We start from the raw sequence: 25039 nt of genomic DNA, 5'->3' as shown, positions 1-25039 counted from the left end.
TCCGCGACCGAGCCGCGGGCCGGCGGGACGGGCGGCCTCCGGGCCGGGCCGGGGCGGTTGCGGCGCTGTCCGGCTGTCCGGCTGTCCGGCGGGACGGCGCACGGTCCGGTTCCCCGGGCACGGTGAAATGCGGGTGCGGTCCGCGCGGTCGTGTGCCTAGCGTGACGGCATGAGCGTCGAGATCCGTCCGGTCACCGAATCCGAACTCCCCGACTGGCTGCGCGCGCTGGCCGTCGGCTTCCTCCGGCCGCCGCTGGTCACCGACGAGGAGGTGGCCGCCCGGCGGGACCACTTCGACATGGACCGGGTCCTGGGCGCGTTCGACGGGGACCGGTGCGTGGCGACGTACCGCACCTTCGCGCAGACGGTGAGCGTGCCCGGCGGCGTACGGCTGCCGTCCACCGCGGTCACCCACGTCACGGTCTCCCCGACGCACCGGCGGCGCGGTCTGCTGAGCGGGATGATGACCGCGGGCCTCGCCGGGGCGAAGGAGCGCGGCGACGCCGTCGCGACGCTGATCGCCGCCGAGTACCCGATCTACGGGCGGTTCGGCTTCGGGCCCGCGGCGGGGATCACCGAGTGGTCCGTCGACGTGCCCCGCGCCGGTCTCGACGCACGGCGCCCGGTGTCGGACGACGGCGGCCGGATCGATCTCGTGGACGGCGCCGGTGTCCGCGCCGTCGGCCCCGCGCTGCACGAGCGGCTGGCCGGTCTGCGGCACGGGGTCGTCTGCCGGAGCGAGCGCTGGTGGGGCGGGGCCACCGGATCGATCACGACGCCCCCGCACTCCTGGACCGAGCCCTTCCACGCCGTGTACCGAGCGGCGGACGGAGAGGTGGAGGGACTCGTCACGTACACCGCGGACGACCGGTGGGGCGACGCCAAGCAGCCGCTGAACACGGCCACCGTGCGCGACCTGATCGCGGTGACGCCCCGGGCGGAACGGGCCCTGTGGCACTTCGTCTGCTCGGTCGACTGGATCACCACCCTCCGCACCGGCTACCGCGCCCCCGACGACCTGCTGCCGGACCTGCTGCCCGATCCCCGTGCGGCCAGGACCGTCACCAACGCGGACTTCCTGTGGCTGCGCGTCCTGGACACCGTGCGCGCGCTGGAGGCCCGTACCTACGAGGCTCCGGCGGACCTGGTCCTGGAGGTCACCGACGCGGCCGGCCTCGCGGGCGGCCGCTTCCGCCTGAGGACCGCGCGCGGTGGGGCGGCCTGCACGCCGACCGCCGCCGGTCCCGATCTGACGCTGGACGTCCGTGAGCTGGGCGCGCTCTACCTCGGCGGCGCCTCGGCCGTGCGGCTCGCCGCCCTCGGCCTGGTGACCGAACACCGCGCGGGCGCGGTCGCGGAGGCCGACACCGCCTTCCGCACGGCCCTCCGCCCCTGGTGCCCGGACACCTTCTGACGCCTTCCGGCGCCTCCGACGCCTTCCGGCAGTGGGTCCGGCAGCAGGCCGTCGGGGGCGGCGCGGGCCGGTCACGACCCGCGGTGTTCCGCGGAGTCGCGCGGACCGGTCGCGCGCCGGTCAGCCGCTGCCGACGGCCGGGGCGACGAGGAGCAGTCCGCCGACACCCGTGCAGGTCGCGTTCTCGGCCTTGAGGCCGAACGCGAGGAGCGCCAGGCCCAGGGCGGCGACGAAGCCGAACCTCCACTGCACGTACTGCTCTGCGACGAGGGCGATGAGGGGCATGGTGTGTCACTCCTTCGGTGCGGAGAGGCCGAGGTCGCACACCGTTGTGCTGCCTGATTGATCCGGTCGAGGAGGGAGATCGCCCATGGATTCGACCGGTTGACCTGAAAGTGTGATGCCCCGTCATGCCGCACTCGTAAACTTGTCTGGTTGTTCGGTTGTTTCGAGTCGGGTCGATCGTGTTCCGGGGGAGATCGTGCGCGGTATCTCCGTTGGTGCGCACGGTAGTTGTATGGTTGTGCGGTGACCAGCCATGGATCAGGTCCCCGAGGCAGCCAGTTCCGCTATGTGCAGCTGGCTGATGTGCTGCGCAAGGAGATCAACGAGGGCACCCGGGTGCCGGGTCAGCGCATCCCGACCCAGGAAGTCCTCGCCGCGCAGTACCACGTCTCCCGCTCCACGGTGATCCAGGCCATCGATCTGCTGCGCGAGGAAGGGCTGGTCCGGGTCCGGCAGGGCAGCGGGACGTTCGTCCGCGAGATCGGTGACGCGGCCCCCGCCGCGACCGCGGAGGCGGCCGACGCCGGCGACGAGAGCTGGGCCGTCGTCTCCGAGGACGTGCCCCTGGTGCGTCTCAAGCCGTACCTGGAGGAGGCGTTCGAGGCGACCGAGGTGACGCTGGACGTCTTCTCCATGACCACCGAATCGCTCGCCACCCAGGTCTCCCACCAGAAGGACCGCATCCTGGACGGCGCGATCCGCCCTCCGCGCAGCATCACCGCCCGGCTGATCCTCCCGGACACCGACTCCGGGCACCTCGCCATCCCCCGGCCCGTCGACGGCTCCGACGATCCGCGCGTCCGCCAGCGGATGCGCGGCATCCTCACGGCGCACGCGACGATCCTGCGGGAGTCCCTGTACGAGCTGCGCAACCGCAAGCTCGTGCAAGAGGTCTCGGTCGAGGTCCGGCTGGTGCCCTTCTCGCCGCAGATCAAGCTCTACATCCTGAACCGCAGGCTCGCCCTACAGGGCTTCTACCCGCCGGACCTGGGCAACGTCACCGTGGCGCCCGGTGGCGAGGACGTGACCATTCTCGACGCATACGGCACCGGGGCCACCCTCTTCCCCTTCCGTGCCGCCGCCGACTCCACACCCGACCAGGTGGGCATCGTGCGTCAGATCCAGAAGTTCTTCGAGAACACCTGGACCCACCAAGCCACGAGGGCGGACATCTGACCGTGCCACACGCCACTGCCACCCCGGCACAGCCGTTCGCGATCCGGGAGGCGGTGATCCGGGCCCAGTGCGTCGTCCTCGACCTCGACGGCCCCGTCGCGCGCCTCTTCGCGCGGGAGCCGGCCCACGAGGTCGCCCGGCAGATGCTGTGTCTCGCCCGAGACGACGGCCGCCTGGCCGACGGCGTGCGCGATCCCGCGGACCCGATCGCCGTTCTGCACGCCCACACGGACCGGATGCGCCGCCTGGGCCACGACCCCGGCTGGCGCACGACCGTCGAGGCCCTGCACGACCTGCTGGACTCCTACGAACGCAAGGCGGCCGAGTCCGCCGAACCCACGCCGTACGCGGCGGACTTCATCAGGGCCTGCCACGCATCGGGGCGGACGCTGGCGATCGCCACCAACAACCACGCGGACGCCGCCGTCCGCATCATCGAGCGGATGGGGGTGCGCGACTGCTTCGACGGCCCGGTCGTCGGGCGGACGGGCGACGCCACCCTGATGAAGCCGCACCCCCGTGCCCTGCTGGCGGCGATGAGCCGCGGCGTGCCGGCCGGGCGCCATCTGATGATCGGGGACACCGTCAGCGACTTCCGGGCCGCCCGGCAGATCGAAATGCCGTTCTGCGGGTATCACCGTCATGTCAGGGGGCGGCAGCGGCTTCTGGACGCGGGAGTCCCGTACGCCGCCTCGGAGATGGGGGAGTTCCTGGAGTTCGTCGCGGACACGGACCGGTGAGCTCCGGCCGGTGCGTGCGACGCCTGTGCACGTGCCGGTACCGGTGACGGGGACGGTGTCCCCGCGGGCAAGGGGGGCGGCCGCATTCACACGGGTGCAGCGACCTCGACCGCCGGCCCGGCGTCGAGCGCCAGGCAGACGTCCCTGCGGCTCAGTGCCGGAGAGGCGCTGATCGAGGGCCCCTTGAAGGGGTACCACCACGAGACGTACGCCTTCCCGCTGCCCGGCGCCGACGGCGGCGCGGGCGCCGTCCGGTGGAAGTGCCGGGAGCCGCGGGACGGCATCCACTGGTTCGACCGGCGCTGGTTCGCCTCGGAGCAGGCGCTGATCCGCGCGCTGTCCGGGCGGGTGGCCGGCGTTCCGGAGGTCATGCTGGTGGACGGCATCGGGCTCCAGCGGTTCATCGAGGGGGCCACGCTGGGGGCCTGGGGAGGTCCGGGCACGGTCGTCGCCGAACGCCATCTGCGCCAGGTGGAACGTCTCTTCGGCGAACTGGCCGCGATCGGGCCCGGATCTCTCGGCGTCCCGGCGCTGAGCCCCGGTGACACCCCGGTCGCCGACGGGGACAGCGCCGGCTTCGCCGCCGAACTGCTGCGCTTCACCGAGGAGCAGGTGCGCCAGGCGCACCTGCCGCACTACGGGGAGCTGTTCGGCGCGCTGGGAGTGCCCGAGGACGGCCTGACCCGCCTGGCCGGACGGATGCGCGGGCTCACCCCGCGGCCCTTCTGCCTGCTCCACGCCGACCTCCACCGGGAGAACTTCGTCGTCGACGGGCACGACCGGCTGTGGACGATCGACTGGGAGCTGGCCGTCTTCGGCGACCCGCTGTACGAACTGGCGACCCACCTGCACCTGATGCGCTACCCGGCGCGGCAGGAGGCCGTGGTGACCTCGCGGTGGCGCGAGGCGGTGGAACGGGTGCGGCCCGGGAGCTCGCAGGGGTGGCGGGAGGACCTGCCGCGGCTGCGCGCCTACAAGCTGGTGCAGTCCGTCTACACCGACACCGTGCGGGCGGGGATGTCGACCGGCGACGGCCCGCTCGACCCGAACGCCCTCTGCGTCACCGCGCGCAAGCTGGAGGGACTGCTGGGCGGTGCGGCCCAGCTGCTGGGCATGCGGCGGGTCCCGGGGGTCCGGGAGATCGCCGCCGCCCTGCTGCGCCGCCGCCGGGCCGGCAACGGGCGCGCCGGTCCGGTACCGGGCGGGTGAGGGGTGGGCTCGGTCCGGTACCGGGCGGCTGAGGGGCGGGGGCGGTCCGGTACCGGGCGGGCGTCAGCGGGTGCGGGCGGAGAACAGCAGGCCCGACAGGACGACGGATACCGCCAGGATTCCCCCGCACCAGGCCAGCGCCGTCCAGGGCGCGGTGCCGACCGGCTGGTCGTGGAGGAGGCCGCGCAGCGACTCGATCAGCGGTGTCACCGGCTGGTGGTCGGCGAAGCCGTGCAGCCAGGTGGGCATCGTGTCGATCCGTACGAAGGCGCTGCTCGGGTAGGGCAGGAACATCATGACGAAGGTGAACCCGCTCGCCGCCTCCGGCGTCCTCGCCAGGAGTCCGACGGCGGCCGAGAGCCAGGACAGCGCCACCAGGAAGACCAGCAGGATCCCCGCCGCGGCGAGCCAGCCCGTGGCGGACGCGGACGGGCGGAAGCCGATGAGCAGCCCCACGCCGAGCACGAGTCCGGTCGCGAACAGGTTGCGCAGGGTGCTGGCGGCGACATGGCCGGCGAGCACCGACGTGCCGCCGATGTCCAGGGAGCGGAAGCGGTCGATGATCCCGCTCTTCATGTCCTCGCTGACGCGCACGGCGGTGCCCGCCGCGCCGAAGGCGGCGCACAGCACGAGGATGCCGGGGACCACGTAGTTCACGTACTGCGTGCCGGTGTCGATGGCGCCGCCGAAGAAGTAGACGAAGACCAGCATCAGCATCACCGGGAGCATCAGCGAGGTCATCAGGGCGTCGCCGTCTCGCCGGCTCAGCCGGACGCACCTGCCTGCCATGGTGAGTGCCGGGACGAACGGGCCGGGTGCGTCAGACACGGGTGGACTCCGTCCGGTGAGCGGGGCGGCCGCCGTCGGGTGCGGAGGCGGTGGCCCGGTGGGGACGCTCCGCGTCGCCCTCGCCCGTGAGGGACAGGAAGACGTCGTCGAGCGTGGTGGTGTGGAGGCTGAAGCGGACCACGTCGGTCCGCCCGGGGTCGATCTCGTCGAGCAGGGCGCGGACCCGGGCCGCCGAACCGTCCGTGGGCAGCCCGACGGTGAGGGTCTCCGGCGACCGGTGGACGGCCGCGCGGGACGCGTGGCGCAGGTAGGCGGCGGTGTCGGCGAAGACCACGTCGATGCGGTGTCCGCCGACCCCGGCCTTGAGTTCGGCCGCCGTGCCCTCGGCCACGATGCGGCCCGAGTCCATCACGGCGATGCGGTCGGCGAGGCGGTCCGCCTCCTCCAGGTACTGGGTGGTGAGCAGCACGGTCGTGCCGCCGCCGGTCAGTTCGCGCACCACCTGCCAGAGTTCCTGGCGGCTGCGCGGGTCGAGGCCGGTGGTCGGCTCGTCGAGGAAGACGACCTCCGGTCCGCCGACCAGGCCGGCCGCGAGGTCGAGCCGCCGGCGCATGCCGCCGGAGTAGGTGTGGACGAGACGGCCGCCGGCGTGGGCGAGGCCGAAGCGTTCGAGGAGTTCGGCGGCGCGGCGCCCGGCCGCCGGGCGGGACAGGCCGCAGAGGCGGCCCATCATCCGCAGGTTCTCCTCGCCGGTCTGCTTCTCGTCGACCGTGGCGAACTGGCCGGTGAGGCTGATGGCCCGGCGCACCAGGGAACGTTCGGTGACGACGTCGCGGCCCGCGACACGGGCGGTTCCGGCGTCGGCGGCGGTGAGCGTGGCGAGGACGCGGACGGTGGTCGTCTTGCCCGCGCCATTGGGGCCGAGCAGGGCGAAGACGGTGCCGCGTGCGACGCGGAGTCCGATGCCGTCGAGCACCTGTACCCGGCCGTAGGACTTGCGGAGCCCTTCCGCCTCGATGGCCGAGGGGGCGGATGCCGCGGTGGGGCCGGAGCTCCGGTGGCGGGCGGTGGGGGGCGGCTGCGGCTGCTGGGTCATGGTCGGGTTCCCCTTCACGTCCGGTGCGCGGGCGGCCGTCCGTCCGGGACGGCGAGGCTCCCCGCTTCTGCGTATGGCATACGCGTTACTGTGTAAGGGTTACGCATAACTAGGATGGGCGTCAAGCGACGAGGGAGGACGGGCGGCCATGGCGGACGGCGGACCGGCGGGCCCGCGGGCGGACGAGGACTCCGTCCTGCCGGCGAGCCTGGAGGCGGCCTGGGGGCTGCGTCAGCGGCCGGGCAAGGGCCCCAAGCCGGGCATCGGCATCGACCGGATCGTCGCGGCGGCCCTCGCGGTCGGCGACGCCGAAGGGCTCGCCGCCGTCTCCATGGGCCGGGTCGCCAAGGAGCTCGGCGTCTCGACCATGTCCCTCTACCGGTACGTCGCGGCCAAGGACGAGCTCTACATCCTCGTCCAGGACGCGGCCATGGGCCTGCCCCCCGCGCCCCCGCCCCCGGGGACGGGGTGGCGGGAGGCCCTGGACGCCTGGGCCCGCGCCCAGCGCGAGGTCTTCCACCGGAACCTGTGGATGCTGCGCATCCCCATCTCCGGCCCGCCGGCCACACCGAACTCCGTCGCCTGGTGGGACCGGGGCCTCGCCGCGCTGGCGGACACCGCCCTCGGGGAGGGCGAGAAGATCTCGGTGGTCCTGCTCGTCGGCGGATTCGTGCGCAACGAGGCGCTCCTCATGGCCGATCTGAACGCGGCCGTCGCGGCCGGCGGCAAGTCCCCCGAGGAGACCATGCGCGGGTACACCCGTACTCTCGAACGCCTCGCCGACCCCGTGCGCCACCCGGCGCTCGACCGGCTCCTGCGCAGTGGGGTCATGTCCGAACCGGACGACGGGAACTGGGAGTTCGAGTTCGGTCTCGAACGGGTGCTGGACGGGATCGAGGTGCTGGTCGACCGGCGTGCGCGGGATTCCGGGGGTCCCGAGGACCGGCCGTCCTGAGGCTCCGCGCCGGCCGGGGGCTCGGCTGCGCCGCGGAGGCGGCGCGCGCCCCCGCCGCTCCGGGCGTGCACGGCGTGTACGCCCGCGCCGACCCGGTGGACCCCGCCTCGCTGCGCGTCCTGGAGAGGGCCGGGCCGACCCGCCTCTGTGACGAGGGCCCGACCGCGCGCTCCGGCGCCACCGCCGGGGGAACCGGCGGCTGACCGCCCGGGACGGGCTCAGATGCGGTGGTCGAGACGGTCGGGCGGGAAGCCCGTCCAGCGCAGCTCGGCGGGGAGATGGCGCATGTCGTTGAGGAGCACCACCGACGAGGGCCTGCCCGGGGTGTACGCCAGCACCGTCAGCGCGGCGTTGGCGACCCGCAGGCCCGTCCAGCGCCAGGCGGGGGCGTCGAAGGCGGCCCGGACCAGCCAGGCGACGAGGAAGGCGTGGGTGACGACCAGCTCGTGCCTTTCCCCGCCGGCGGCCGGTCCGGTGAACGACTCCATTGCCCGGCGGGCGAGTTCCGGCCCCCTGCGGGTCTCCTCCTCGGTGGCGCCGGCGAGGAAGGCCAGCAGGATGTCGGCCGACTCCGGCGGCAGTTCCGCCCGTTCGGGCAGGTACGGGACGTAGTCGCCGGCCGCCTCGGACCGGTGCAGCGGGACGTCGGGAGACCGCTCGCCGATCAGCCGCGCCGTCTCCTCGGCGCGGGGGAGCGGCCCGTGGTGGATCGCGGCGAGCGGCACGGTGCGCAGCCGCTCGCCGAGCAGTTCGGCCTGACGCCGTCCGCCGGGGGTGAGTCCGCCCTCCTCCGAGGCGGCCTCGCCGTGCCGGGCGAGGTACAGGTAGCGGGTGGCGGCCTCGGTCATGCCGGTCATGCGGGCTGCTCCTGTGGCGTGGGAGGCGTACGGGACAGCTGAGTGGACGCCGCCCTCGTCCCGCCGGTTCCCGGGACGCGGGTGCTCCGCGCGCGTGCCGGCGTCCGCCCGGGGACCTTCCCCGCTCGCATCCCGTCCGGGGCCGGGGTGCCTGACGGAAGCGCCCGCATTCCACCGGGGGCCGCACCTGCTTCCCCGGCCTGTCCTCTTCCCCGCCTGACCGCCTCCCGGCCCGGCGTTCCCGGGCGGCGGCGCTCCCGCGCACCGGAGGCCGGACCGGTGGGACGGTGCCGCCGGCCCGGGCGGGCCGCAGCGCGCCCGGGCCGGGGGCCGCTCAGGCCCCGACGTACTCCGCGAGATGCTCGCCGGTCACGGTGGAGCGGCCGGCGACCAGGTCGGCCGGGGTGCCCTCGAAGACGACGCTGCCGCCGTCGTGGCCCGCGCCCGGACCGAGGTCGATGATCCAGTCGGCGTGCGCCATGACCGCCTGGTGGTGCTCGATGACGATGACGGACTTCCCGGAGTCGACCAGGCGGTCCAGGAGGCCGAGGAGCTGCTCCACGTCGGCCAGGTGCAGCCCGGTGGTCGGCTCGTCCAGGACGTAGACCCCGCCCTTGTCCCCCATGTGCGTCGCCAGCTTGAGGCGCTGGCGCTCGCCGCCGGAGAGCGTGGTGAGGGGCTGGCCCAGGCTGATGTAGCCGAGGCCGACGTCGACCAGCCGCCGGAGGATGCGGTGCGCGGCCGGGGTGGCCGCGTCGCCGGCGGCGAAGAACTCCTCCGCATCGGTCACCGACATCGCGAGCACCTCGCTGATGTCGCGGCCGCCGAAGCGGTACTCCAGCACCGAGGGCTGGAACCGCTTGCCCTCGCAGTCCTCGCAGGTGGTGGCCACCCCGGCCATCATCGCCAGGTCCGTGTAGATGACGCCGGCGCCGTTGCAGGTGGGGCAGGCGCCCTCGGAGTTGGCGCTGAACAGGGCCGGCTTGACCCCGTTGGCCTTGGCGAACGCCTTGCGGATCGGGTCGAGCAGCCCGGTGTACGTCGCCGGGTTGCTCCGCCGCGACCCCTTGATGGGGCTCTGGTCGACCGCCACCACGTCCTCGCCCGCCGGAATCGACTGGTGCACGAGCGAGCTCTTGCCCGAACCGGCGACCCCCGTGAGGACGCAGAGCACGCCCAGCGGGATGTCGACGTCGACGTTCTTCAGGTTGTTGGCGTCGGCGCCGCGGATCTCCAGGGAGCCGGTGCGCTCGCGCACGGCGTCCTTGAGGGAGGCGCGGTCGTCCAGGTGCCGGCCGGTGACGGTGCCGCTGGCCCGCAGGCCCTCGACGGTGCCCTCGTAGCAGACGGTGCCGCCCGCCGTGCCCGCGCCGGGGCCGAGGTCGACGATGTGGTCGGCGATCGCGATGGCCTCGGGCTTGTGCTCCACCACGAGCACGGTGTTGCCCTTGTCGCGCAGGCGCAGCAGCAGGTCGTTCATGCGCTGGATGTCGTGCGGGTGGAGACCGATGGTCGGCTCGTCGAAGACGTAGGTGATGTCGGTCAGCGAGGACCCGAGGTGACGGATCATCTTGACGCGCTGGGCCTCGCCGCCCGACAGCGTGCCCGCGGGCCGGTCCAGCGCGAGGTAGCCGAGGCCGATCTCGACGAACGAGTCGAGCGTGCCCTGGAGGGCGGTGAGCAGGGGCGCCACGGACGGCTCGTCGAGCTCACGGACCCAGGCGGCCAGGTCCCGGATCTCCATCGCGCAGGCGTCGGCGATCGAGATGGTGCCGATCTTGGAGGAGCGCGCGCCCTCGCTGAGCCGGGTCCCCTCGCACTCGGGGCATGCGGTGAAGGTGACCGCGCGTTCCACGAAGGCCCGGATGTGCGGCTGCATGGCCTCCTTGTCCTTGGACAGGAAGGACTTCTGGATCTTGGGGATCAGGCCCTCGTAGGTGAGGTTGACGCCGTTGACCTTGACCTTGGTCGGCTCCCCGTAGAGGAAGTCCTGCATCTCCTGCTTGGTGAAGCGGCGGATCGGCTTGTCGGGGTCGAGGAAGCCGGACTGGGCGTAGAGGCCGACCGTCCAGACGTTGTCCGACTTCCAGCCGGGGATGGTGAAGGCGCCCTCGGAGATCGACTTGGAGTCGTCGTAGAGCTGGGTGAGGTCGATGTCGGAGACCGTGCCGCGGCCCTCGCAGCGGGTGCACATGCCCCCCGTGCGCTCGTACGTCGCCTTGACCGCCTTCTTGTTGCCGCGCTCGACGGTGATCGCGCCGGCCGCCCGGACGGAGGCGGTGTTGAAGGAGTACGCGCTGGGCGGGCCGATGTGCGGCGTGCCGAGCCGGCTGAAGAGGATGCGCAGCATGGCGTTGGCGTCGGTGGCGGTGCCGACCGTGGAGCGGGTGTCACCGCCCATCCGCTGCTGGTCGACGGAGATCGCGGTCGTCAGCCCTTCGAGCACGTCGACCTCGGGCCGGGCCGTGGACGGCATGAACCCCTGCACGAACGCGCTGTACGTCTCGTTGATCAGCCGCTGCGACTCGGCGGCGATCGTGTCGAAGACCAGCGAGCTCTTGCCCGAACCGGAGACTCCGGTGAAGACCGTCAGCCGGCGCTTCGGGATCTCGATGCTGACGTCCTTGAGGTTGTTCTCGCGGGCGCCGTGCACACGGATCAGTTCATGGCTGTCGGCGGCGTGCGGCGGGGACGGCTGGGTGCGCGTCCTCGTGGTCCTGCTCATCGTGTCTCCATCTGTGGGGCGCGCGGGCCGGCTCAGCGCTGCTGCTGCTGGATGCGGACCATGTTGCCCGCGGGGTCGCGGAAGGCGCAGTCGCGCACACCGTACGGCTGGTCGGTCGGCTCCTGCACGACTTCCGCGTCAGTGGCCTGCAGACGTTCGAAGGTGCCGTCGATGTCGGCCGTGGAGAGCAGGATGCTGCCGTAGGTGCCCTTGGCCATCATCTCGGCGATGACCCGGCGTTCGTCGTCGGTGACACCGGGGTCGACGCCCGGGGGGTGCAGCACGATGGAGACGCCCGGCTGCCCCGCCGGACCGACCGTGATCCAGCGCATGCCCTCGTAGCCGACGTCGCCCCGGACCTCGAAGCCGAGCGTGTCGCGGTAGAACGCGAGGGCGGCCTCCGGGTCGTCCTGCGGCAGGAAACTGGCGTGAATGCTGATGTCCATGCCCGCCACGTTAGAGCGGTCAGGAGGGCGGCGCTTCTCGATTCCTGACCGGTCGGGTGACCTGCTTCGCCACGCACGGAGGCATCCCCGCCGTGGCCTGTTCGGCCTGCCGCCGGTAGACGCTCGGGGGGACCCCGACCAGCTCCGTGAAGCGGGTGCTGAAGGTGCCCAGCGAGGAGCAGCCCACGGTGAAGCAGACGTCGGTGACGCTCAGGTCGCCGCGTCGCAGCAGTGCCATGGCGCGTTCGATGCGCCGGGTCATGAGGTACGAGTACGGCGACTCGCCGTACGCCTGCCGGAACTGGCGGCTGAGGTGCCCGGCGGACATGTTCACGGCGCGGGCGAGGGCCTCGACGTTCAGCGGCTGCGCGTACTCCCGGTCGATCCGGTCGCGGACGCGGCGCAGCAGCACGAGGTCGCGCCGGTGCTGGGCCGGGGTGGGTCTGCTGGTCACCTCCGGAATCGTGCCACAGCGCCCCGGTGCGGGGGCCGTGGCCGCCCGGCGCCGGCGGCCGCCGGGCGAGCGGGGGCGGCGGACGAGCGGGGCGGTGGGCGCGCGGGGTGCCGGGGCGGTGGGGGTGCGCGGGTGGCGTGGAACACTTTTGCAAGCAGTTGCTTGCAATAGTTAGCAAGGGTGCGGCACCATCGGGGCATGGCATCGCTCAACGTCGGCAATCTCGGTGACTACCTCCGCGAGCAGCGGCGCAACGCGCAGCTGTCGCTGCGGCAGCTCGCCGACGCCGCCGGGGTGTCCAATCCGTATCTGAGCCAGATCGAGCGCGGGCTGCGCAAGCCCAGCGCCGAAGTGCTCCAGCAGGTCGCCAAGGCCCTGCGGATCTCGGCCGAGACCCTCTACGTCCGGGCCGGGATCCTCGACGAGCAGGAGCGCGACCCGCTGGAGACGCGGGCGGTCATACTCGCCGACCCGTCGATCAACGAGCGCCAGAAGCAGGTGCTGCTGCAGATCTACGAGTCCTTCCGCAAGGAGAACGGGCTCGGATCCGCGGCCGGCGCCGAGGACACCACCGAGGACACCGCCGAGGACGGCCCCCGCACGGCCGGCGAGGGCGATGCCGAACCGAAGTCGACCTGAGAAGAACCCCACTGCGTTCGGGAGGACGACAGTCATGGCCATCACCGACGACCTGCGCAAGACCTTCAGCGACCCGACCCCGCTCTACTTCGCCGCCGGCACCGCCGACCTCGCCGTGCAGCAGGCCCGCAAGGTGCCCGCGCTGCTGGAGCAGCTGGCCGCCGAGGCGCCCGGGCGTTTCGAGACCGTGCGCAACACCGACCCCAAGGCCGTGCAGGAGAAGGTGTCCGTGCAGGCAGGCAAGGCCCAGGCGACGATCCAGGCGAAGGTGACCGAGGTGATCGGCGGCCTGGACACCGACCTGAAGAAGCTCGGTGAGACCGCCCAGGACCTCGCCCTGCGTGGCGTGGGCGTGGCCGCCGAGTACGCGGTCAAGGCCCGTGAGACCTACGAGCGGGTCGCCGAGCACGGCGAGCAGGCGGTCAGGACCTGGCGCGGCGAGACGGCCGAGGAGATCGTGGAGATCGCCGTCGCCGTCGAGCCGGAGGCGGGGACGCAGGCCGGGGAGCCCGAGGCGAAGCCCGCCGCGACCGGGGCCGCGGCCACCGGCGCGAAGAAGCCCGCCGCGCGCAAGGCGCCGGCCCGCAAGGCCGCCGCCAAGAAGACGCCCGCCGCCGAGTGATCCGCCGGGAGCCGCGTGACACGGTGCCCGTCCGGCTCATCGCGCGGGCGGCTCCGCCGGAGGTACCTTGGCCGCGAGGCGGCACACACGACTGAGTAGGCGGTGTCCAGGATGTTGGCTGACAATTTCGACTTCGGGCTGTGGATGATCACCAAGCTGGTGTTCGTCGTGACCTCGCTGACCGCGCTGGTCATGGCGGCGGTGGCCCGTGAGGACGCCTACCGCGCCGCAGGCAAGAAGACGAAGTCCTTCTGGCTGATCATCCTCGGCCTCGCCGCCGTGGTGAACCTCGTGCCGTGGCTCTCGATGCTGTTCCTGTCGATCGCCGGTCTGATCGCCGCCATCGTCTTCTTCGTGGACGTGCGGCCCGCCCTCCAGCAGGTCTCGGGCGGCGGCCGGCGCCGCGGCGGATCGAGCAGCGACGGACCCTACGGCCCGTACAACGGCGGCCGCTAGCCGGCCGGCGCGCGGGCACTCGCCCGCCGCTGCTCCCGTGCCCGTCACGACGGCGCCCGCTCCGGCGGGCGCCGTCGGCATGTGTGCGGGCGCCTGCTCGCGGCCGGGCCGACGGGTGGCCGGCGGACCCGGGCCGGTGCGCGGGGGACGGCCGCGCACCGGCCGGTCGGCGCCTGCAACCAGCGGGATCGCCGGGGCGCGTGACACGTCCGGATGGCCGCGGGGGCGGCGAGCGCCCGGGCGGGGCTGTGCGGACGGGCCGCGTGCGCACGGGAGGCGAGGCGGGGGCGCGGGTCGGGCCCGCGCAGCGCGGGCGGGTCCCCCGCGCACAGGGAGTGCGCGGTGAAGGGGGCGCGGGGACGGGTCAGGCGCGCTTCGCGTGCCGGCTGAGGAGCAGCACCGCCACGTCGTCCGTCAGGTCGCCGCCGTTCATCTCGCGCACCTCGCCGACGGCCGCCTCCAGCAGGGCCTCGCCCTCCAGACCCGCCGCGAGCTGCCGGTCGACCATCGCGAGCATGCCCTCCTGGCCGAGCCGCTGCCGGGTCTCCGGGCCCTGGCGGCCCTCGATCAGACCGTCGGTGTACATCATCAGGCTCCACACACCGCCCAGTTCCACCTGCCGGCGCGGCCAGCGGGCACGCGGCAGCAGGCCCAGCGCGGGGCCGCCGTCCTCGTACGGCAGCAGCTGGGCGGCGCGGCCGTGGCGGGCGATCAGCGGAGCGGGGTGGCCCGCCAGGCACAGGCCCGCCCGCCGGCCGTCGGGGGTGATGTCGACGGTGCAGAGCGTCGCGAAGATCTCGTCGCTCTCCCGCTCGTGCTCCAGCACCCGCTGGAGGGTGGAGAGCAACTCGTCGCCGCAGAGTCCGGCGAAGGTCAGCGCCCGCCAGGCGATGCGCAGTTCCACGCCGAGCGCGGCCTCGTCCGGGCCGTGACCGCAGACGTCGCCGATCATGGCGTGGACGGTGCCGTCCGGGGTGCGGACGGTGTCGTAGAAGTCGCCGCCGAGCAGCGCGCGGGAGCGGCCGGGCCGGTAGCGCGCGGCGAAGCGCAGATCGGAGCCCTCCAGCAGGGGAGTGGGCAGCAGGCCGCGCTCCAGCCGGGCGTTCTCCTGGGCACGCAGCCGGGACTCGGCCAGCTTCACCTGGGCGGCGTCGGCGCGTTTGCGTTCGACGGCGTAGCGGACGGCGCGGCTGAGCAGCCGGGCGTCGAGCTCCTCGCGGACGAGGTGGTCCTGGGCGCCGACGCGAACCGCCTCGGCCGCCAGCTCGTTGTCACCGGAGGCCGTCAGGGCCAGCACCGCGTGCCGGGGCGCGAGGCGCAGGACGTGCTTGAGCGCGCCCAGCTCCTCGTCCTGGGTGCGTCCGGGCAGGGCGAGGTCGACGAGCACGCAGTGCACGTCGTCGGTGAGCAGCCGCTCCGCCTCGGTCAGGTTGCGCGCGGTGCGGATGCGGACCCGGGTTCCCGAGGCGTCGAGGAGGTCCGGGACGCTGAGGGTGCCCGCCGGGTCGTCCTCGATGACCAGAAGCGTCAGATCGCCTCCGGTCGTCCCGCCAGGGGCGGTCTCCGCGACGGGGGCGGTCCTCTGTCGCGGTACGGGTACGGGCATCGGTGTTGTTTCCTTCCCTCCCCCCGAGGGCGCGGCAGGGCGACGATCGACGTCCCGCCAGACGGGGACCATAGCGGTAGGCGGCGGCCGAACGGAATGGCGACAGCTCAAGAGCCAGTGGCATATGCCATGCGTAGGGGCGCAGTTGGCGGCCGATCCATGACGAACGTCACGCGCTCGCCGGTGCCTCGTCCTGATTCGTCCGGTGTGCCGGGTGGCACAGCTCACGTGCCGGGCCGGCGGCGGCCGGCGTTCGCCTCCGCGCCGCCGTAAGGGGGAGCCGCGGGGGCGTGCGATGGGACGCGGATCACGTGCCCGCACCCGGCACAGAGGGGAGTGCCGGAGCCGGCCCCCGGGGACGTGCCGGGCCGGGAGCCCGCCGCGTCACCCGTCGGGCGGGCCCGCCGCTTCGCCCGCCCGGAGAGCTCCCGTCGCGTGGCGAGCCGGGCCGAACTCCCGCCGTGCCGTCTGCCGGGTCGCGGCGGCCCGGGCGGTCATCTGCCGGGCCGGGGCGCGGGCGGTCAGGGGCCGGGGCGCGGGCGGTCACCTGTCGGGCCGGACGACTCCGAGAATCCGCATCGAACCGGCGCCCGCCAGCGTCACATGACGGCCGGGGCGCGGTGCGTGGACGATCGATCCGTTGCCCACGTACATCCCGACGTGGCTCGCGTCGGCGTGATAGATGATCAGGTCCCCGGGGCGCATGTCCCTGATGTCGATGCGGGGGAGCAGCCGCCACTGCTCCTGCGAGGTGCGCGGTATGCCCCGCCCGGCCGCCGCCCACGCCGACTGGGTGAGCCCCGAGCAGTCGTAGGACGCCGGGCCCTCCGCGCCCCAGACGTACGGCTTGCCGATCTGCGCGGTGGCGAAGGCGATCGCCTTCCTGCCCTGCTCGCTCGCGCGGCCGTCGATCTCCTGGAGTATGCCGGAGTCGAGCCACTGGGTCTGGGCCTGCTGCTGAGCCTGCCGCTCGAGCTGGAGGAGGCGGTCCAACTCCTCCTTCTGCAGCTTGTCCTCGAGCTTCTTGGCCTCGGCGATCTTCCCGGTGATCTCCTTGCGGGCCTTCTCCCGCTTGACCCGGTTGTCCTCCAGCTTCTCCCACTGGAGGCCGGCGTCCTTGCTGTAGGCGACCAAACCGGCCTGGGCCTCCGTCAGTTCCGCGAGGAGGTCCTTGGTGGCCTTCTGCCCCTGCTGGATCCTGCCGATGCCGTCCAGGAAGAGCTGCGGGTCGTCGGTGAGGGCCAGCTGGGCCTCGGGGGGCAGGCCGCCGCCGCGGTACTGGGCGCGGGCGGCCGCGCCCGCGCGGTTCTTCAGCTCTTCGATGCGGGCTTCGCCCGCGGCCATCTGCTCGGCCAGTTTCACCAGCTCGGCCGACTGCTTCCGGGTGCGCTCCTCGGCGAGGTTGTAGGCGTCCGTCGCGGAGGCCGCCTGGCGGTACAGCTCGTCTATCCGCAGGCGGACGGCCTCCAGCGACGCGCTCGGCGCGGGCGGCGCCATGGCGCCGGGCACGGTGACCGAGGCCGGCGGCTCGGGCTGCGGATCGGGCGCGGCGAACGCGGTGCCCGGCGAAGCGAACAGGGTCAGCGCCGTCAGGGCGCTGACGACGGCGATCGCGGCGGCTGTGGCGATGCGGCGACGGTGCACGACTCCCCCTCCGGGCGAACACCTGGCCCGTGAAATCCGATTAACGGTCAGTAACTTATTGGTGACGACCGTGATGGTGTCATGACTCCGGCGAAAGCGACAGAGTCGCACGGCAGTTCGGCGCCCCGTCCCGTCCCCGCCCCGTGTCGTGCCGCCCGCCGATACGGCGGCACGTCCTCTTCTCCCGCTCCACCGTCACTGACGAGTGACGGGCGCGGGCCGTTCCCGTGTTCGGCAGGTTCACCCGTGAGAGTGTCCCGTTCGCGGTGAAGGGCGGTGAAGGGCGGTGGGGTGGTGAAGGGCGGTGGGGGAGCGCGGTGGAAAGCGGTGAAGCGCCGTGGGGAGTGGTCGGCGCGGTGAGGTGTGCGACGTCCGTGGCGGTCTGCGGGGCGGACGCCCCGATGGGGTGCGCGGGGCGTCCACCCGTGGACGCGCGCCCGGCATCCGTCAGGGGCCCGCGTCGTCCGCCGCTGTGCGCGCGGGGATTTCGCCCGGATGCCGGGCGGCCGCCGACGGCCGATACGCCGTCAGCCGGCGACCGGGCGACGCCCTACGCCGCCGGGGCCAGCGCGTTCCAGGCGACGGTGACCTCGCCCTGGCGCCAGCGCCGCCGGCCGTCGGTCACGGGCCAGTCCCGGGCGAGGTCGCCGACCGCCCGGATCCACCGCTGGCGCGCGCCGAGGGAGGCGTAGGGCGCGGCCGCCGCCCAGGCGCGGTCGAAGTCGCGGAGGAAGGCGTGCACCGGCTCACCGGGGACGTTGCGGTGGATGAGCGCCTTCGGGAGCCGCTCCGCGAGGTCGGACGGCCGGTCCAGCGAGCCGAGCCGGGTCGCGAAGGTCACCGATCGCGGACCCTCGGGCCCCAGGGCGACCCAGACGTGCCGCCGCCCGATCTCGTCGCAGGTGCCCTCGACGAGCAGTCCGCCGGGCGCCAGCCGCTTCGTCAGGCGGTCCCACACCGCCGCGACCTCGTCCTCGTCGTACTGGCGCAGCACGTTGGCGGCCCGGATGAGCGCCGGACGCCCGGCGGTCGGCACCTCGAAGCCGCCGTGCCGGAAGGCGAGGCCCTCGCGGGCGTACGGCGCGGCGGCGGCGACCCGGGCCGGATCGATCTCGATGCCGACGACCGTGCAGCGCGGGTCCGCCGTGCGCAGCCGCTGGAGCAGTTCCACGGCGGTCCAGGGTGCCGCCCCGTACCCGAGGTCCACGGCGACCGGAGGCGTCTCGCCGCGGCGCAGCGCGGCGCCGTGGACGGCCGCCATCCAGCGGTCCATCCGGCGCAGGCGGTTGGGGTTGGTCGTCCCGCGGGTGGCGGTGCCGACGGGGCGATTCATGTCATCGAGGGTAAGCGAGGCCCCGGTTCCCGCCCCGGCCCCGTTCCTGCCCCGCCCCGGCCCCGGTCTCGGCCCGTGCCGGCCTCCGCCCCGCCTCCCGCGCGGCCCCCGCCTCCCGCCCCCGGAGGGTCCTGCCGCCTCCCGCGCCCTCCCCCTCGCGGTGGACGGGGAACGGGGGCATCCGCCTGACCGGGGCTCGGCAATCATTTGGCAAAGTGACCCCGTTCCGGAAATGGAAGAGCCGGTTCCGCTGTTGACGGCCGTGCGGGGCCCGACCGCCCCGCCCATCGCCGTGCCCGCACCCGAGAGGACCGCCGACGTGAGCCAGTACGTCTCCCGATTCGGCAGCAGCCGGATGACCCCGCGTCTCCGGTTCCCCAGCGGACACCGGAAGCCGCGCCGGATCGCGATGCTGAGCGTGCACACCTCCCCGCTCCACCAGCCGGGCACCGGCGACGCGGGCGGGATGAACGTGTACATCGTCGAGCTCGCCAAGCGCCTCGCCGCCATCAACATCGAGGTGGAGATCTTCACCCGGGCCACCACCGGCGGTCTGCAGCCCGTGGTCGAGCTGGCGCCGGGCGTCCTGGTGCGGCACGTCGACGCGGGCCCCTACGAAGGGCTCGCCAAGGAGGACCTGCCGCCGCAGCTGTGCGCCTTCACCCACGGTGTGATGCGGGCCTGGGCCGGCCACCGGCCCGGCCACTACGACCTGGTGCACTCCCACTACTGGCTCTCCGGCCACGTGGGCTGGCTGGCCGCCGAGCGCTGGGGCGTCCCGCTGGTCCACGCCATGCACACCATGGCCAAGGTCAAGAACGCCGCGCTGGCCGAGGGGGACACCCCCGAGCCCGCCTCGCGGGTCATCGGCGAGACCCAGATAGTCGCGGCGGCCGACCGGCTGATCGCCAACACTGCGGAGGAGTCCGACGAGCTCGTCCGCTTCTACGACGCGGACCCGGCCAAGGTCGCCGTGGTCCACCCCGGCGTGAACCTGGACGTGTTCCGCCCGGCCGACGGGCGCGCGGCGGCCAGGGCCCGGCTGGGCCTGCCCCAGGACGCCTTCATCCCCCTCTTCGCCGGCCGCATCCAGCCCCTCAAGGCCCCCGACATCCTGCTGCGGGCGGTCGCGGTCCTGCTGGAACGCGACCCGTCGCTGCGGCACCGCCTCTTCGTGCCGGTCGTCGGCGGGCCGAGCGGCAGCGGACTGGCCAGGCCGGAGGGCTTGCAGAAGCTCGCCGCACGTCTCGGCATCGCCGATGTCGTCCACTTCCACCGGCCGGTCGGCCAGGAGCAGCTCGCGGACTGGTTCCGGGCCGCGTCCGCGCTGGTCATGCCCTCGTACAGCGAGTCCTTCGGGCTGGTGGCCATCGAGGCTCAGGCGGCCGGCACGCCGGTCGTCGCCGCGGCCGTCGGCGGGCTGCCCGTCGCGGTGCGCGACGAGGAGACGGGCTTCCTCGTCCCCGGGCACGATCCGGCGCACTACGCGGACGTGCTGGCGGCCTTCCTGCGGAACGACTCGCTCGCCGACCGGATGGGACAGGCCGCCGCCCGGCACGCGCAGTCCTTCGGCTGGGGCACGGCGGCCTCGGCGACCGCCGACGTCTACGCGGCCGCGATGCACGAGCACCGGCACCGCACGCGGGCGCACCTCCGCTGAGCACCGCCACCGCACGCGGGCGCACCGCCACCGCGCACGGCGCACCTCCGCCGAGCACCGCCACCGCACGCGGGCGCACCGCCACCGCGCACGGCGCACCTCCGCCGAGCACCGCCACCGCACGCGGGCGCACCACCACTGACGTACGCTCCCACCATGGCTGACGCAGAGCGCGCGACGCAGCGCACCGAGCAGACCACGCTGGTCGTCGAGCAGACCCTGAGGGACGCCGAACTCGACTGGGAGAGCCCGGAACCGGGCACGTACGTCGTCCAACTGCCCGGTACCCGGAAGCTGTCGACGACCTGCTCCCTGCGGGTCGGCCGCCACTCGCTGTCGGTCAACGCCTTCGTCATCCGCCACCCCGACGAGAACGACGCCGCCGTCCACCGCTGGCTGCTGGAGCGCAACCTCAAGCTCTACGGCGTGAGTTACGCGGTCGACCGGCTCGGGGACATCTACCTGACGGGCCGGCTCCCGCTGTCCGTGGTCACGCCGGAGGAGCTCGACCGGCTGCTGGGCACGATCCTGGAGGCCTCGGACGGGGCCTTCAACACCCTGCTGGAGCTCGGTTTCGAGAGTGCGATCCGGCGCGAGTACGCCTGGCGGGTGTCGCGGGGCGAGTCCACCCGCAACCTCGACGCCTTCGCCTCGCTGATCCGGCGTCCGGCCGACTGACGGCCCGCCGACAGCCCGCCGCCGGCTGACGGCCCGCTGCCGGCGCGACGGCCGACGCCCTCCGGGCCGCATGCCGCTCCGCCCGGCCCCACGCCGTCCCGGCATCCCCCTTCCTCCCCGCGCGAGCCGGTGCGCACCGGCTCGCGCGGGAGTGCGCACCGGCGCGGGCGGGTTCACACTCGATTGCATGGGCAACGACAGGTCCCACGCGGTCTCCTCGACGCGGGCATCAGGCCCCGGTGCGCCACATCAGACGCTGGCTCTCGCGGCGATGCTCTTCGCGGTGTCGATGACGTTCATCGACCAGACCATCGTCTCGATCGCCGCCCCGAGCATCATCGACGAACTCGGCCTCACCTCCTCCGGGATGCAGTGGGTCGTCAACGCCTATCTGCTCACGCTGGCCGCGTTCTTCGCGCTCGGCGGGCGGCTCGCCGACATCCTCGGCCACCGCCGCGTGATGGTCGTCGGCACCCTCACCTTCGTCATCTCCTCCGTGCTGTGCGGGTGCGTCCCCGACGGCGACTTCGCCCAGCCCTGGCTGATCGTCTTCCGCGCCACCCAAGGGCTCGGCGCGGCACTGATGTTCCCCGCCGCGCTCGCCGTCGTCGTCAACGTCTTCCCGGTGGAGAAGCGCGGCCGCGCGCTCGCCCTGTTCTTCGGGCTGTCCGGCGCGCTGACCGCCGTCGGCCCGCTGCTCGGTGGCTGGCTCACCGGCTGGACCTGGCGGGCGATCTTCTGGGTCAACGTCCCGGTCGCCGTGATCGCGCTCGTCCTCACCTTCCTCGCCCGTGTCCCGAACATCCGGCGCCCCGAGAAGCTCGACGTCCCCGGCGCGGTGCTGGTCGCGGCCGGGATGGGGCTGAGCGTGCTGGGCCTGCAGCAGGCGTCGGCCTGGGGGTGGAGCAGTGTCCTGACGTGGGTGTGCATCGTCGGCGGCCTCGCAGTCCTGGCGTTCTTCTTCCGCTACGAACTCACCCTGGAACAGCCCCTGGTGAAGCTGCGGGTCTTCCGCGACAAGGCGTTCGCCGCCGACAACCTGGTGCTCTTCTTCGCGATGCTCGCGTTCGTCCCGGTCTTCTTCTTCGCGTCCGTCTACGCACAGGTCTCGCTCAGCGCCTCGCCCAACCAGGCCGCGCTGTTCCTGCTCTACTTCTTCATCGGCTTCGCCATCGCCTCCCAGTGGGGCGGGCGGATCCTCGACCGGAAGGGTGCCAAGCCCGCGCTGAAGCTCGGCACGGCGCTCGGCGCGGTCGGTTTCGCGCTGTGGGCCAACAAGCTCACCGACCTGTCGATGCACGACCAGTGGCCCTACGCGGCGCTGGCGGGTGCGGGCATCGGCCTCCTGCTGGCCCCGGCGTCCACCGACGCCGTCAACCGGTCCATCGGCGCCTCCTACGGCGAGGTCACCGGCATCACGCAGACCGTGCGCAACTACGCCGCCGCCGTGGGCATGGCCGTCTTCGGGACGATCCTCACCCATGTGACCACCGACCGTGTGGTGGAGACGCTCCAGGGCAAGGGCGTCCCGGCGGGGGCGGCACAGGACGCCGCCCGCTCCGTCAGCGAGGCCGTCACCGGCCACGCGGACGGGGCGACCCCCAGCGGCACCGGGCCGCTCGCGACGACCATGCGCGACTCGATGAACGCGATCCGGCTGGACTTCGCCCAGGCCAACCAGTGGGTGTTCTACGGCATGGCCATCGCGCTCGCCGTCGCGTACGTCTGCGCGCACTTCCACCCCGGAACGAAGGTGACCGGCGACGCGACCGGCGACGCGACGGCCGCCGGGACCGACCGCCGCGCACCGGCGGACGGCGGCCCCGGCGACGGCTCCGCTCCCGCGGACGGCGGCTCCGGGGGCTCCGTTCCCACAGACGGCGGCCCCGGCCGCCGGACCTCAGGCGGCGGCGTCGATCCCGCCTCGCTCGACCGCGACGCCGCCCGCCGGCGCAGGGACTGACCGCTGCTCCACCGGCTCCGTCCTCGTGACCTGCTCCGCAGGCTCCCCGGCGCCCGGCTCCGCCCCGGTGCTCCGGCCGGCTCCGGAGCCCTCCGGACCTCCGGGCCCCTGCCGCTCGCCGGGCAGGTCGCGCACCACCAGCCAGTACCCGGCCGCGGCCACCGTGCCGATCACCGCGCACAGGCCCCAGAGCCATCCGGAGCCCCACCGGTCGATGACGAAGCCCGACATCAGCGGGGCGACCAGGGCCGCCGCCGACCACGACAGGCTGTACATGCCCTGGTAGCGGCCGCGGGCGTGCACCGGCGAGAAGCGGACCACCAGACCGGTCTGGGTGGGCGCGTTGATGATCTCGGCGATCGTCCAGACGGCGACGGTCACCGCGTATATGCCGAGCGAGCCGGCGAACGCCGTGAGCCCGTACCCGTAGCCCGCGAGCAGCGCGGAGAGGATCAGCAGGCGGCCCGGGTCGCGGTGCTCGATGAAGCGGGTCACCGGGATCTGCAGCACCACGATGAGCACGCCGTTCACCGCGATCACCAGGCCGAAGTCGGAACTGCTGAATCCGTCGGCGCCCATGGCGAGCGGCAGGCCCACATGCCCCTGCATGAAGATCAGCGCGACGAGGAACGACAGCCCGACGACCGACATGAACCGCCCGTCGCGCACCACACCGAGCATCCCCGTCTCCGGTTCGCCCGCCCCCTCGTCCGCGGCCTTCTCCGGTCGCGACTCGGGCAGCTTCACGAAGACGACGATCGCGCAGACCAGCGTCATCGCCGCCTCGCCGAGGAAACCGGCACGGTAGCTGTACTCGGCGATGAAGCCCGCGGCCACCGAGGAGATGGCGAAGCCGAGGTTGATCGCCCAGTAGTTCAGGGAGAACGCCCGCACCCGGTCCTCGGGGCGCACGATGTCGGCCATCATCGCCTGGACCGCGGGCCGTGAGGCGTTGCTCGCCATGCCGACGACGAAGGCGACCACCGGGATGGCCACCGGGTCCTCGACGAACCCGAGCAGCGCCACGGAGAGCGCCGTCGACGTCTGCGCGATCAGCAGCGTGGGCCGGCGGCCCAGCCGGTCGGCCATCACCCCGCCGCCCAGCGACGACACGACGCCGCCGAGCCCGTGCAGCGCGGCGACGAGTCCCGCGTACGAGGCCGAGTAGCCGCGCTCCAGGGTCAGGTAGAGCGTCATGAAGGTGGCGACGAACGCACCGAGCCGGTTGACGAGCGTGCTCGTCCACAGCCACCAGAACTCACGGGGGAGTCCCGAGACGCTCTGGCTCACGGCACGCCGCACAGCGACGACGGACATGGATCCCCCCATGAAGATGTAAGTGGCCAGGCAGGTATCCGCACGTTACGGTCCGGGCGTCGTGGGTGGCCACTCGATTGACGGCTGCCGTCAATCGAGTCCGCTCCTCGGTCACCGGCGCGGGGGGCGCGCGCCGTCGATTAGGCTCGTGCGCATGGCCGACGCACCGTACAAGCTGATCCTCCTCCGCCACGGCGAGAGCGAGTGGAACGCGAAGAACCTGTTCACCGGCTGGGTGGACGTCAACCTCACGGAGAAGGGCGAGAAGGAGGCAGTCCGCGGCGGTGAGCTGCTGAAGGACGCCGGTCTGCTCCCCGACGTGCTGCACACCTCGCTCCAGAAGCGCGCCATCCGCACCGCGCAGCTCGCGCTGGAGTCCGCCGACCGCCACTGGATCCCGGTCCACCGCTCCTGGCGGCTGAACGAGCGCCACTACGGCGCCCTTCAGGGCAAGGACAAGGCGCAGACGCTGGCCGAGTTCGGCGAGGAGCAGTTCATGCTCTGGCGCCGCTCCTACGACACCCCGCCGCCGGCCCTCGAGGACGGCACCGAGTTCTCGCAGTCCGGCGACGCCCGCTACGCGACCATCCCGAGCGAGCTGCGCCCGCGCACCGAGTGCCTCAAGGACGTCGTCGAGCGCATGCTGCCGTACTGGTACGACGGCATCGTCCCCGACCTCCTCGCCGGCCGCACCGTCCTCGTCGCCGCCCACGGCAACAGCCTGCGCGCCCTCGTGAAGCACCTCGACGGCGTCTCCGACGCCGACATCGCGGGCCTCAACATCCCCACCGGCATCCCCCTCGTCTACGAGCTCGACGCCGACTTCCACCCGCTCAACCCGGGCGGCACCTACCTCGACCCCGACGCGGCCGCCGCCGCGATCGAGGCCGTGAAGAACCAGGGCAAGAAGTAGCCCGACGGCACGAGGAAGCCCCCTGTCCGCTGTTCTCCCAGCGGGCAGGGGGCTTTTCGCTG

At 73.3% G+C, this 25039-nt stretch carries 24 protein-coding genes; 13 read left to right on the top strand and 11 right to left on the bottom strand.

Translation table 11 applies throughout. From position 1 onward, the window contains the following. Positions 1 to 169 precede the first annotated feature (169 nt). A complete protein-coding gene (locus IAG43_RS14330) occupies positions 170 to 1414 on the top strand; it encodes a GNAT family N-acetyltransferase (RefSeq protein WP_187741138.1) in 1245 nt (414 codons plus the stop codon). 120 nt (positions 1415 to 1534) lie between these two features. On the opposite strand, the gene IAG43_RS14325 is transcribed toward IAG43_RS14330, so the two are convergent. Further along, positions 1535 to 1699, bottom strand: a complete 165-nt coding sequence (locus IAG43_RS14325; RefSeq protein ID WP_187741137.1) for a hypothetical protein — start codon at positions 1697 to 1699, stop codon at positions 1535 to 1537. 243 nt (positions 1700 to 1942) lie between these two features. Here IAG43_RS14325 and IAG43_RS14320 point away from each other — a divergent pair, with 243 nt between their 5' ends. The 3 genes from IAG43_RS14320 (at position 1943) to IAG43_RS14310 (ending at position 4824) form a co-directional block, all read left to right on the top strand. After that, positions 1943 to 2875, top strand: a complete 933-nt coding sequence (locus IAG43_RS14320; protein WP_187741136.1) for a GntR family transcriptional regulator — start codon at positions 1943 to 1945, stop codon at positions 2873 to 2875. 2 nt (positions 2876 to 2877) lie between these two features. Then, complete coding sequence (locus tag IAG43_RS14315) at positions 2878 to 3615, top strand: HAD family hydrolase (protein ID WP_246574330.1); 738 nt, start codon at positions 2878 to 2880, stop codon at positions 3613 to 3615. Between the two features lie 183 nt (positions 3616 to 3798). Next, positions 3799 to 4824 (top strand): aminoglycoside phosphotransferase family protein, encoded by a 1026-nt coding sequence (locus tag IAG43_RS14310; protein ID WP_246574327.1) that lies wholly within the window; start codon positions 3799 to 3801, stop codon positions 4822 to 4824. A 63-nt stretch (positions 4825 to 4887) separates the two neighbouring features. On the opposite strand, the gene IAG43_RS14305 is transcribed toward IAG43_RS14310, so the two are convergent. Next, positions 4888 to 5613 carry an ABC transporter permease gene (locus IAG43_RS14305; protein ID WP_187744457.1) on the bottom strand — a complete coding sequence of 242 codons (726 nt, stop codon included), beginning with the start codon at positions 5611 to 5613 and terminating at the stop codon, positions 4888 to 4890. 31 nt (positions 5614 to 5644) lie between these two features. Beyond that, on the bottom strand, positions 5645 to 6709 hold the full coding sequence (locus IAG43_RS14300; RefSeq protein ID WP_187741135.1) for an ATP-binding cassette domain-containing protein: 1065 nt from the start codon (positions 6707 to 6709) through the stop codon (positions 5645 to 5647). Between the two features lie 148 nt (positions 6710 to 6857). Between IAG43_RS14300 and IAG43_RS14295 the strand changes: the two genes are divergently transcribed. After that, positions 6858 to 7664: a TetR/AcrR family transcriptional regulator gene (locus IAG43_RS14295; protein WP_187741134.1), complete on the top strand. Its 807-nt coding sequence runs from the start codon at positions 6858 to 6860 to the stop codon at positions 7662 to 7664. A gap of 65 nt (positions 7665 to 7729) precedes the next feature. Further along, positions 7730 to 7867: a hypothetical protein gene (locus IAG43_RS14290; RefSeq protein ID WP_187741133.1), complete on the top strand. Its 138-nt coding sequence runs from the start codon at positions 7730 to 7732 to the stop codon at positions 7865 to 7867. Positions 7868 to 7882: 15 nt separating this feature from the next. Here IAG43_RS14290 and IAG43_RS14285 read toward each other — a convergent pair whose 3' ends face one another. From IAG43_RS14285 to IAG43_RS14270, 4 genes are all read right to left on the bottom strand, one after another. Next, positions 7883 to 8512: a histidine phosphatase family protein gene (locus IAG43_RS14285; RefSeq protein ID WP_187744456.1), complete on the bottom strand. Its 630-nt coding sequence runs from the start codon at positions 8510 to 8512 to the stop codon at positions 7883 to 7885. Positions 8513 to 8855: 343 nt separating this feature from the next. After that, a complete protein-coding gene (locus IAG43_RS14280; protein WP_187741132.1) occupies positions 8856 to 11246 on the bottom strand; it encodes an ATP-binding cassette domain-containing protein in 2391 nt (796 codons plus the stop codon). Between the two features lie 32 nt (positions 11247 to 11278). Then, positions 11279 to 11692, bottom strand: coding sequence for a VOC family protein (locus IAG43_RS14275; RefSeq protein WP_187741131.1), 414 nt, complete (start codon positions 11690 to 11692; stop codon positions 11279 to 11281). Positions 11693 to 11711: 19 nt separating this feature from the next. Next, positions 11712 to 12146, bottom strand: a complete 435-nt coding sequence (locus IAG43_RS14270) for a helix-turn-helix transcriptional regulator (RefSeq protein WP_187741130.1) — start codon at positions 12144 to 12146, stop codon at positions 11712 to 11714. A 198-nt stretch (positions 12147 to 12344) separates the two neighbouring features. Here IAG43_RS14270 and IAG43_RS14265 point away from each other — a divergent pair, with 198 nt between their 5' ends. The 3 genes from IAG43_RS14265 to IAG43_RS14255 all read left to right on the top strand — a co-directional run bounded on the left by IAG43_RS14265 (position 12345) and on the right by IAG43_RS14255 (position 13863). Beyond that, complete coding sequence (locus IAG43_RS14265) at positions 12345 to 12785, top strand: helix-turn-helix domain-containing protein (RefSeq protein WP_187741129.1); 441 nt, start codon at positions 12345 to 12347, stop codon at positions 12783 to 12785. A 34-nt stretch (positions 12786 to 12819) separates the two neighbouring features. Next, positions 12820 to 13407, top strand: a complete 588-nt coding sequence (locus IAG43_RS14260; protein WP_187741128.1) for a hypothetical protein — start codon at positions 12820 to 12822, stop codon at positions 13405 to 13407. A gap of 111 nt (positions 13408 to 13518) precedes the next feature. After that, positions 13519 to 13863 carry a DUF2516 family protein gene (locus tag IAG43_RS14255; protein WP_187741127.1) on the top strand — a complete coding sequence of 115 codons (345 nt, stop codon included), beginning with the start codon at positions 13519 to 13521 and terminating at the stop codon, positions 13861 to 13863. Between the two features lie 364 nt (positions 13864 to 14227). On the opposite strand, the gene IAG43_RS14250 is transcribed toward IAG43_RS14255, so the two are convergent. From IAG43_RS14250 to IAG43_RS14240, 3 genes are all read right to left on the bottom strand, one after another. Further along, positions 14228 to 15469 (bottom strand): PP2C family protein-serine/threonine phosphatase, encoded by a 1242-nt coding sequence (locus IAG43_RS14250; protein ID WP_187741126.1) that lies wholly within the window; start codon positions 15467 to 15469, stop codon positions 14228 to 14230. Between the two features lie 543 nt (positions 15470 to 16012). Beyond that, the gene (locus tag IAG43_RS14245; protein WP_187741125.1) at positions 16013 to 17113 is read right to left on the bottom strand and encodes a C40 family peptidase; all 1101 of its coding nucleotides are present in this window, start codon (positions 17111 to 17113) and stop codon (positions 16013 to 16015) included. Positions 17114 to 17663: 550 nt separating this feature from the next. Next, on the bottom strand, positions 17664 to 18446 hold the full coding sequence (locus IAG43_RS14240) for a class I SAM-dependent methyltransferase (protein ID WP_187741124.1): 783 nt from the start codon (positions 18444 to 18446) through the stop codon (positions 17664 to 17666). A 319-nt stretch (positions 18447 to 18765) separates the two neighbouring features. On the opposite strand from IAG43_RS14240, the gene mshA reads away from it, so the two are divergent. The 3 genes from mshA (at position 18766) to IAG43_RS14225 (ending at position 22747) form a co-directional block, all read left to right on the top strand. After that, the gene (mshA, locus tag IAG43_RS14235; RefSeq protein WP_187744455.1) at positions 18766 to 20106 is read left to right on the top strand and encodes a D-inositol-3-phosphate glycosyltransferase; all 1341 of its coding nucleotides are present in this window, start codon (positions 18766 to 18768) and stop codon (positions 20104 to 20106) included. A gap of 156 nt (positions 20107 to 20262) precedes the next feature. After that, entirely contained in the window at positions 20263 to 20784 is a 522-nt protein-coding gene (locus tag IAG43_RS14230) for a type III secretion system chaperone family protein (protein ID WP_187741123.1), read from the top strand. Between the two features lie 187 nt (positions 20785 to 20971). Further along, the gene (locus IAG43_RS14225) at positions 20972 to 22747 is read left to right on the top strand and encodes an MFS transporter (RefSeq protein WP_246574325.1); all 1776 of its coding nucleotides are present in this window, start codon (positions 20972 to 20974) and stop codon (positions 22745 to 22747) included. On the opposite strand, the gene IAG43_RS14220 is transcribed toward IAG43_RS14225, so the two are convergent. After that, complete coding sequence (locus tag IAG43_RS14220; RefSeq protein WP_187741122.1) at positions 22685 to 24064, bottom strand: MDR family MFS transporter; 1380 nt, start codon at positions 24062 to 24064, stop codon at positions 22685 to 22687. The two genes, IAG43_RS14225 and IAG43_RS14220, sit on opposite strands and share 63 nt — an antisense overlap. Before the next feature lie 154 nt (positions 24065 to 24218). On the opposite strand from IAG43_RS14220, the gene IAG43_RS14215 reads away from it, so the two are divergent. After that, a complete protein-coding gene (locus IAG43_RS14215) occupies positions 24219 to 24977 on the top strand; it encodes a phosphoglyceromutase (protein WP_187741121.1) in 759 nt (252 codons plus the stop codon). The last annotated feature ends 62 nt before the right edge of the window (positions 24978 to 25039 follow it).

It is taken from the genome of Streptomyces genisteinicus (genome assembly GCF_014489615.1).
Taxonomy (GTDB): Bacteria; Actinomycetota; Actinomycetes; order Streptomycetales; family Streptomycetaceae; genus Streptomyces; species Streptomyces genisteinicus.
This window is presented reverse-complemented; position numbering and strand designations above follow the sequence as displayed.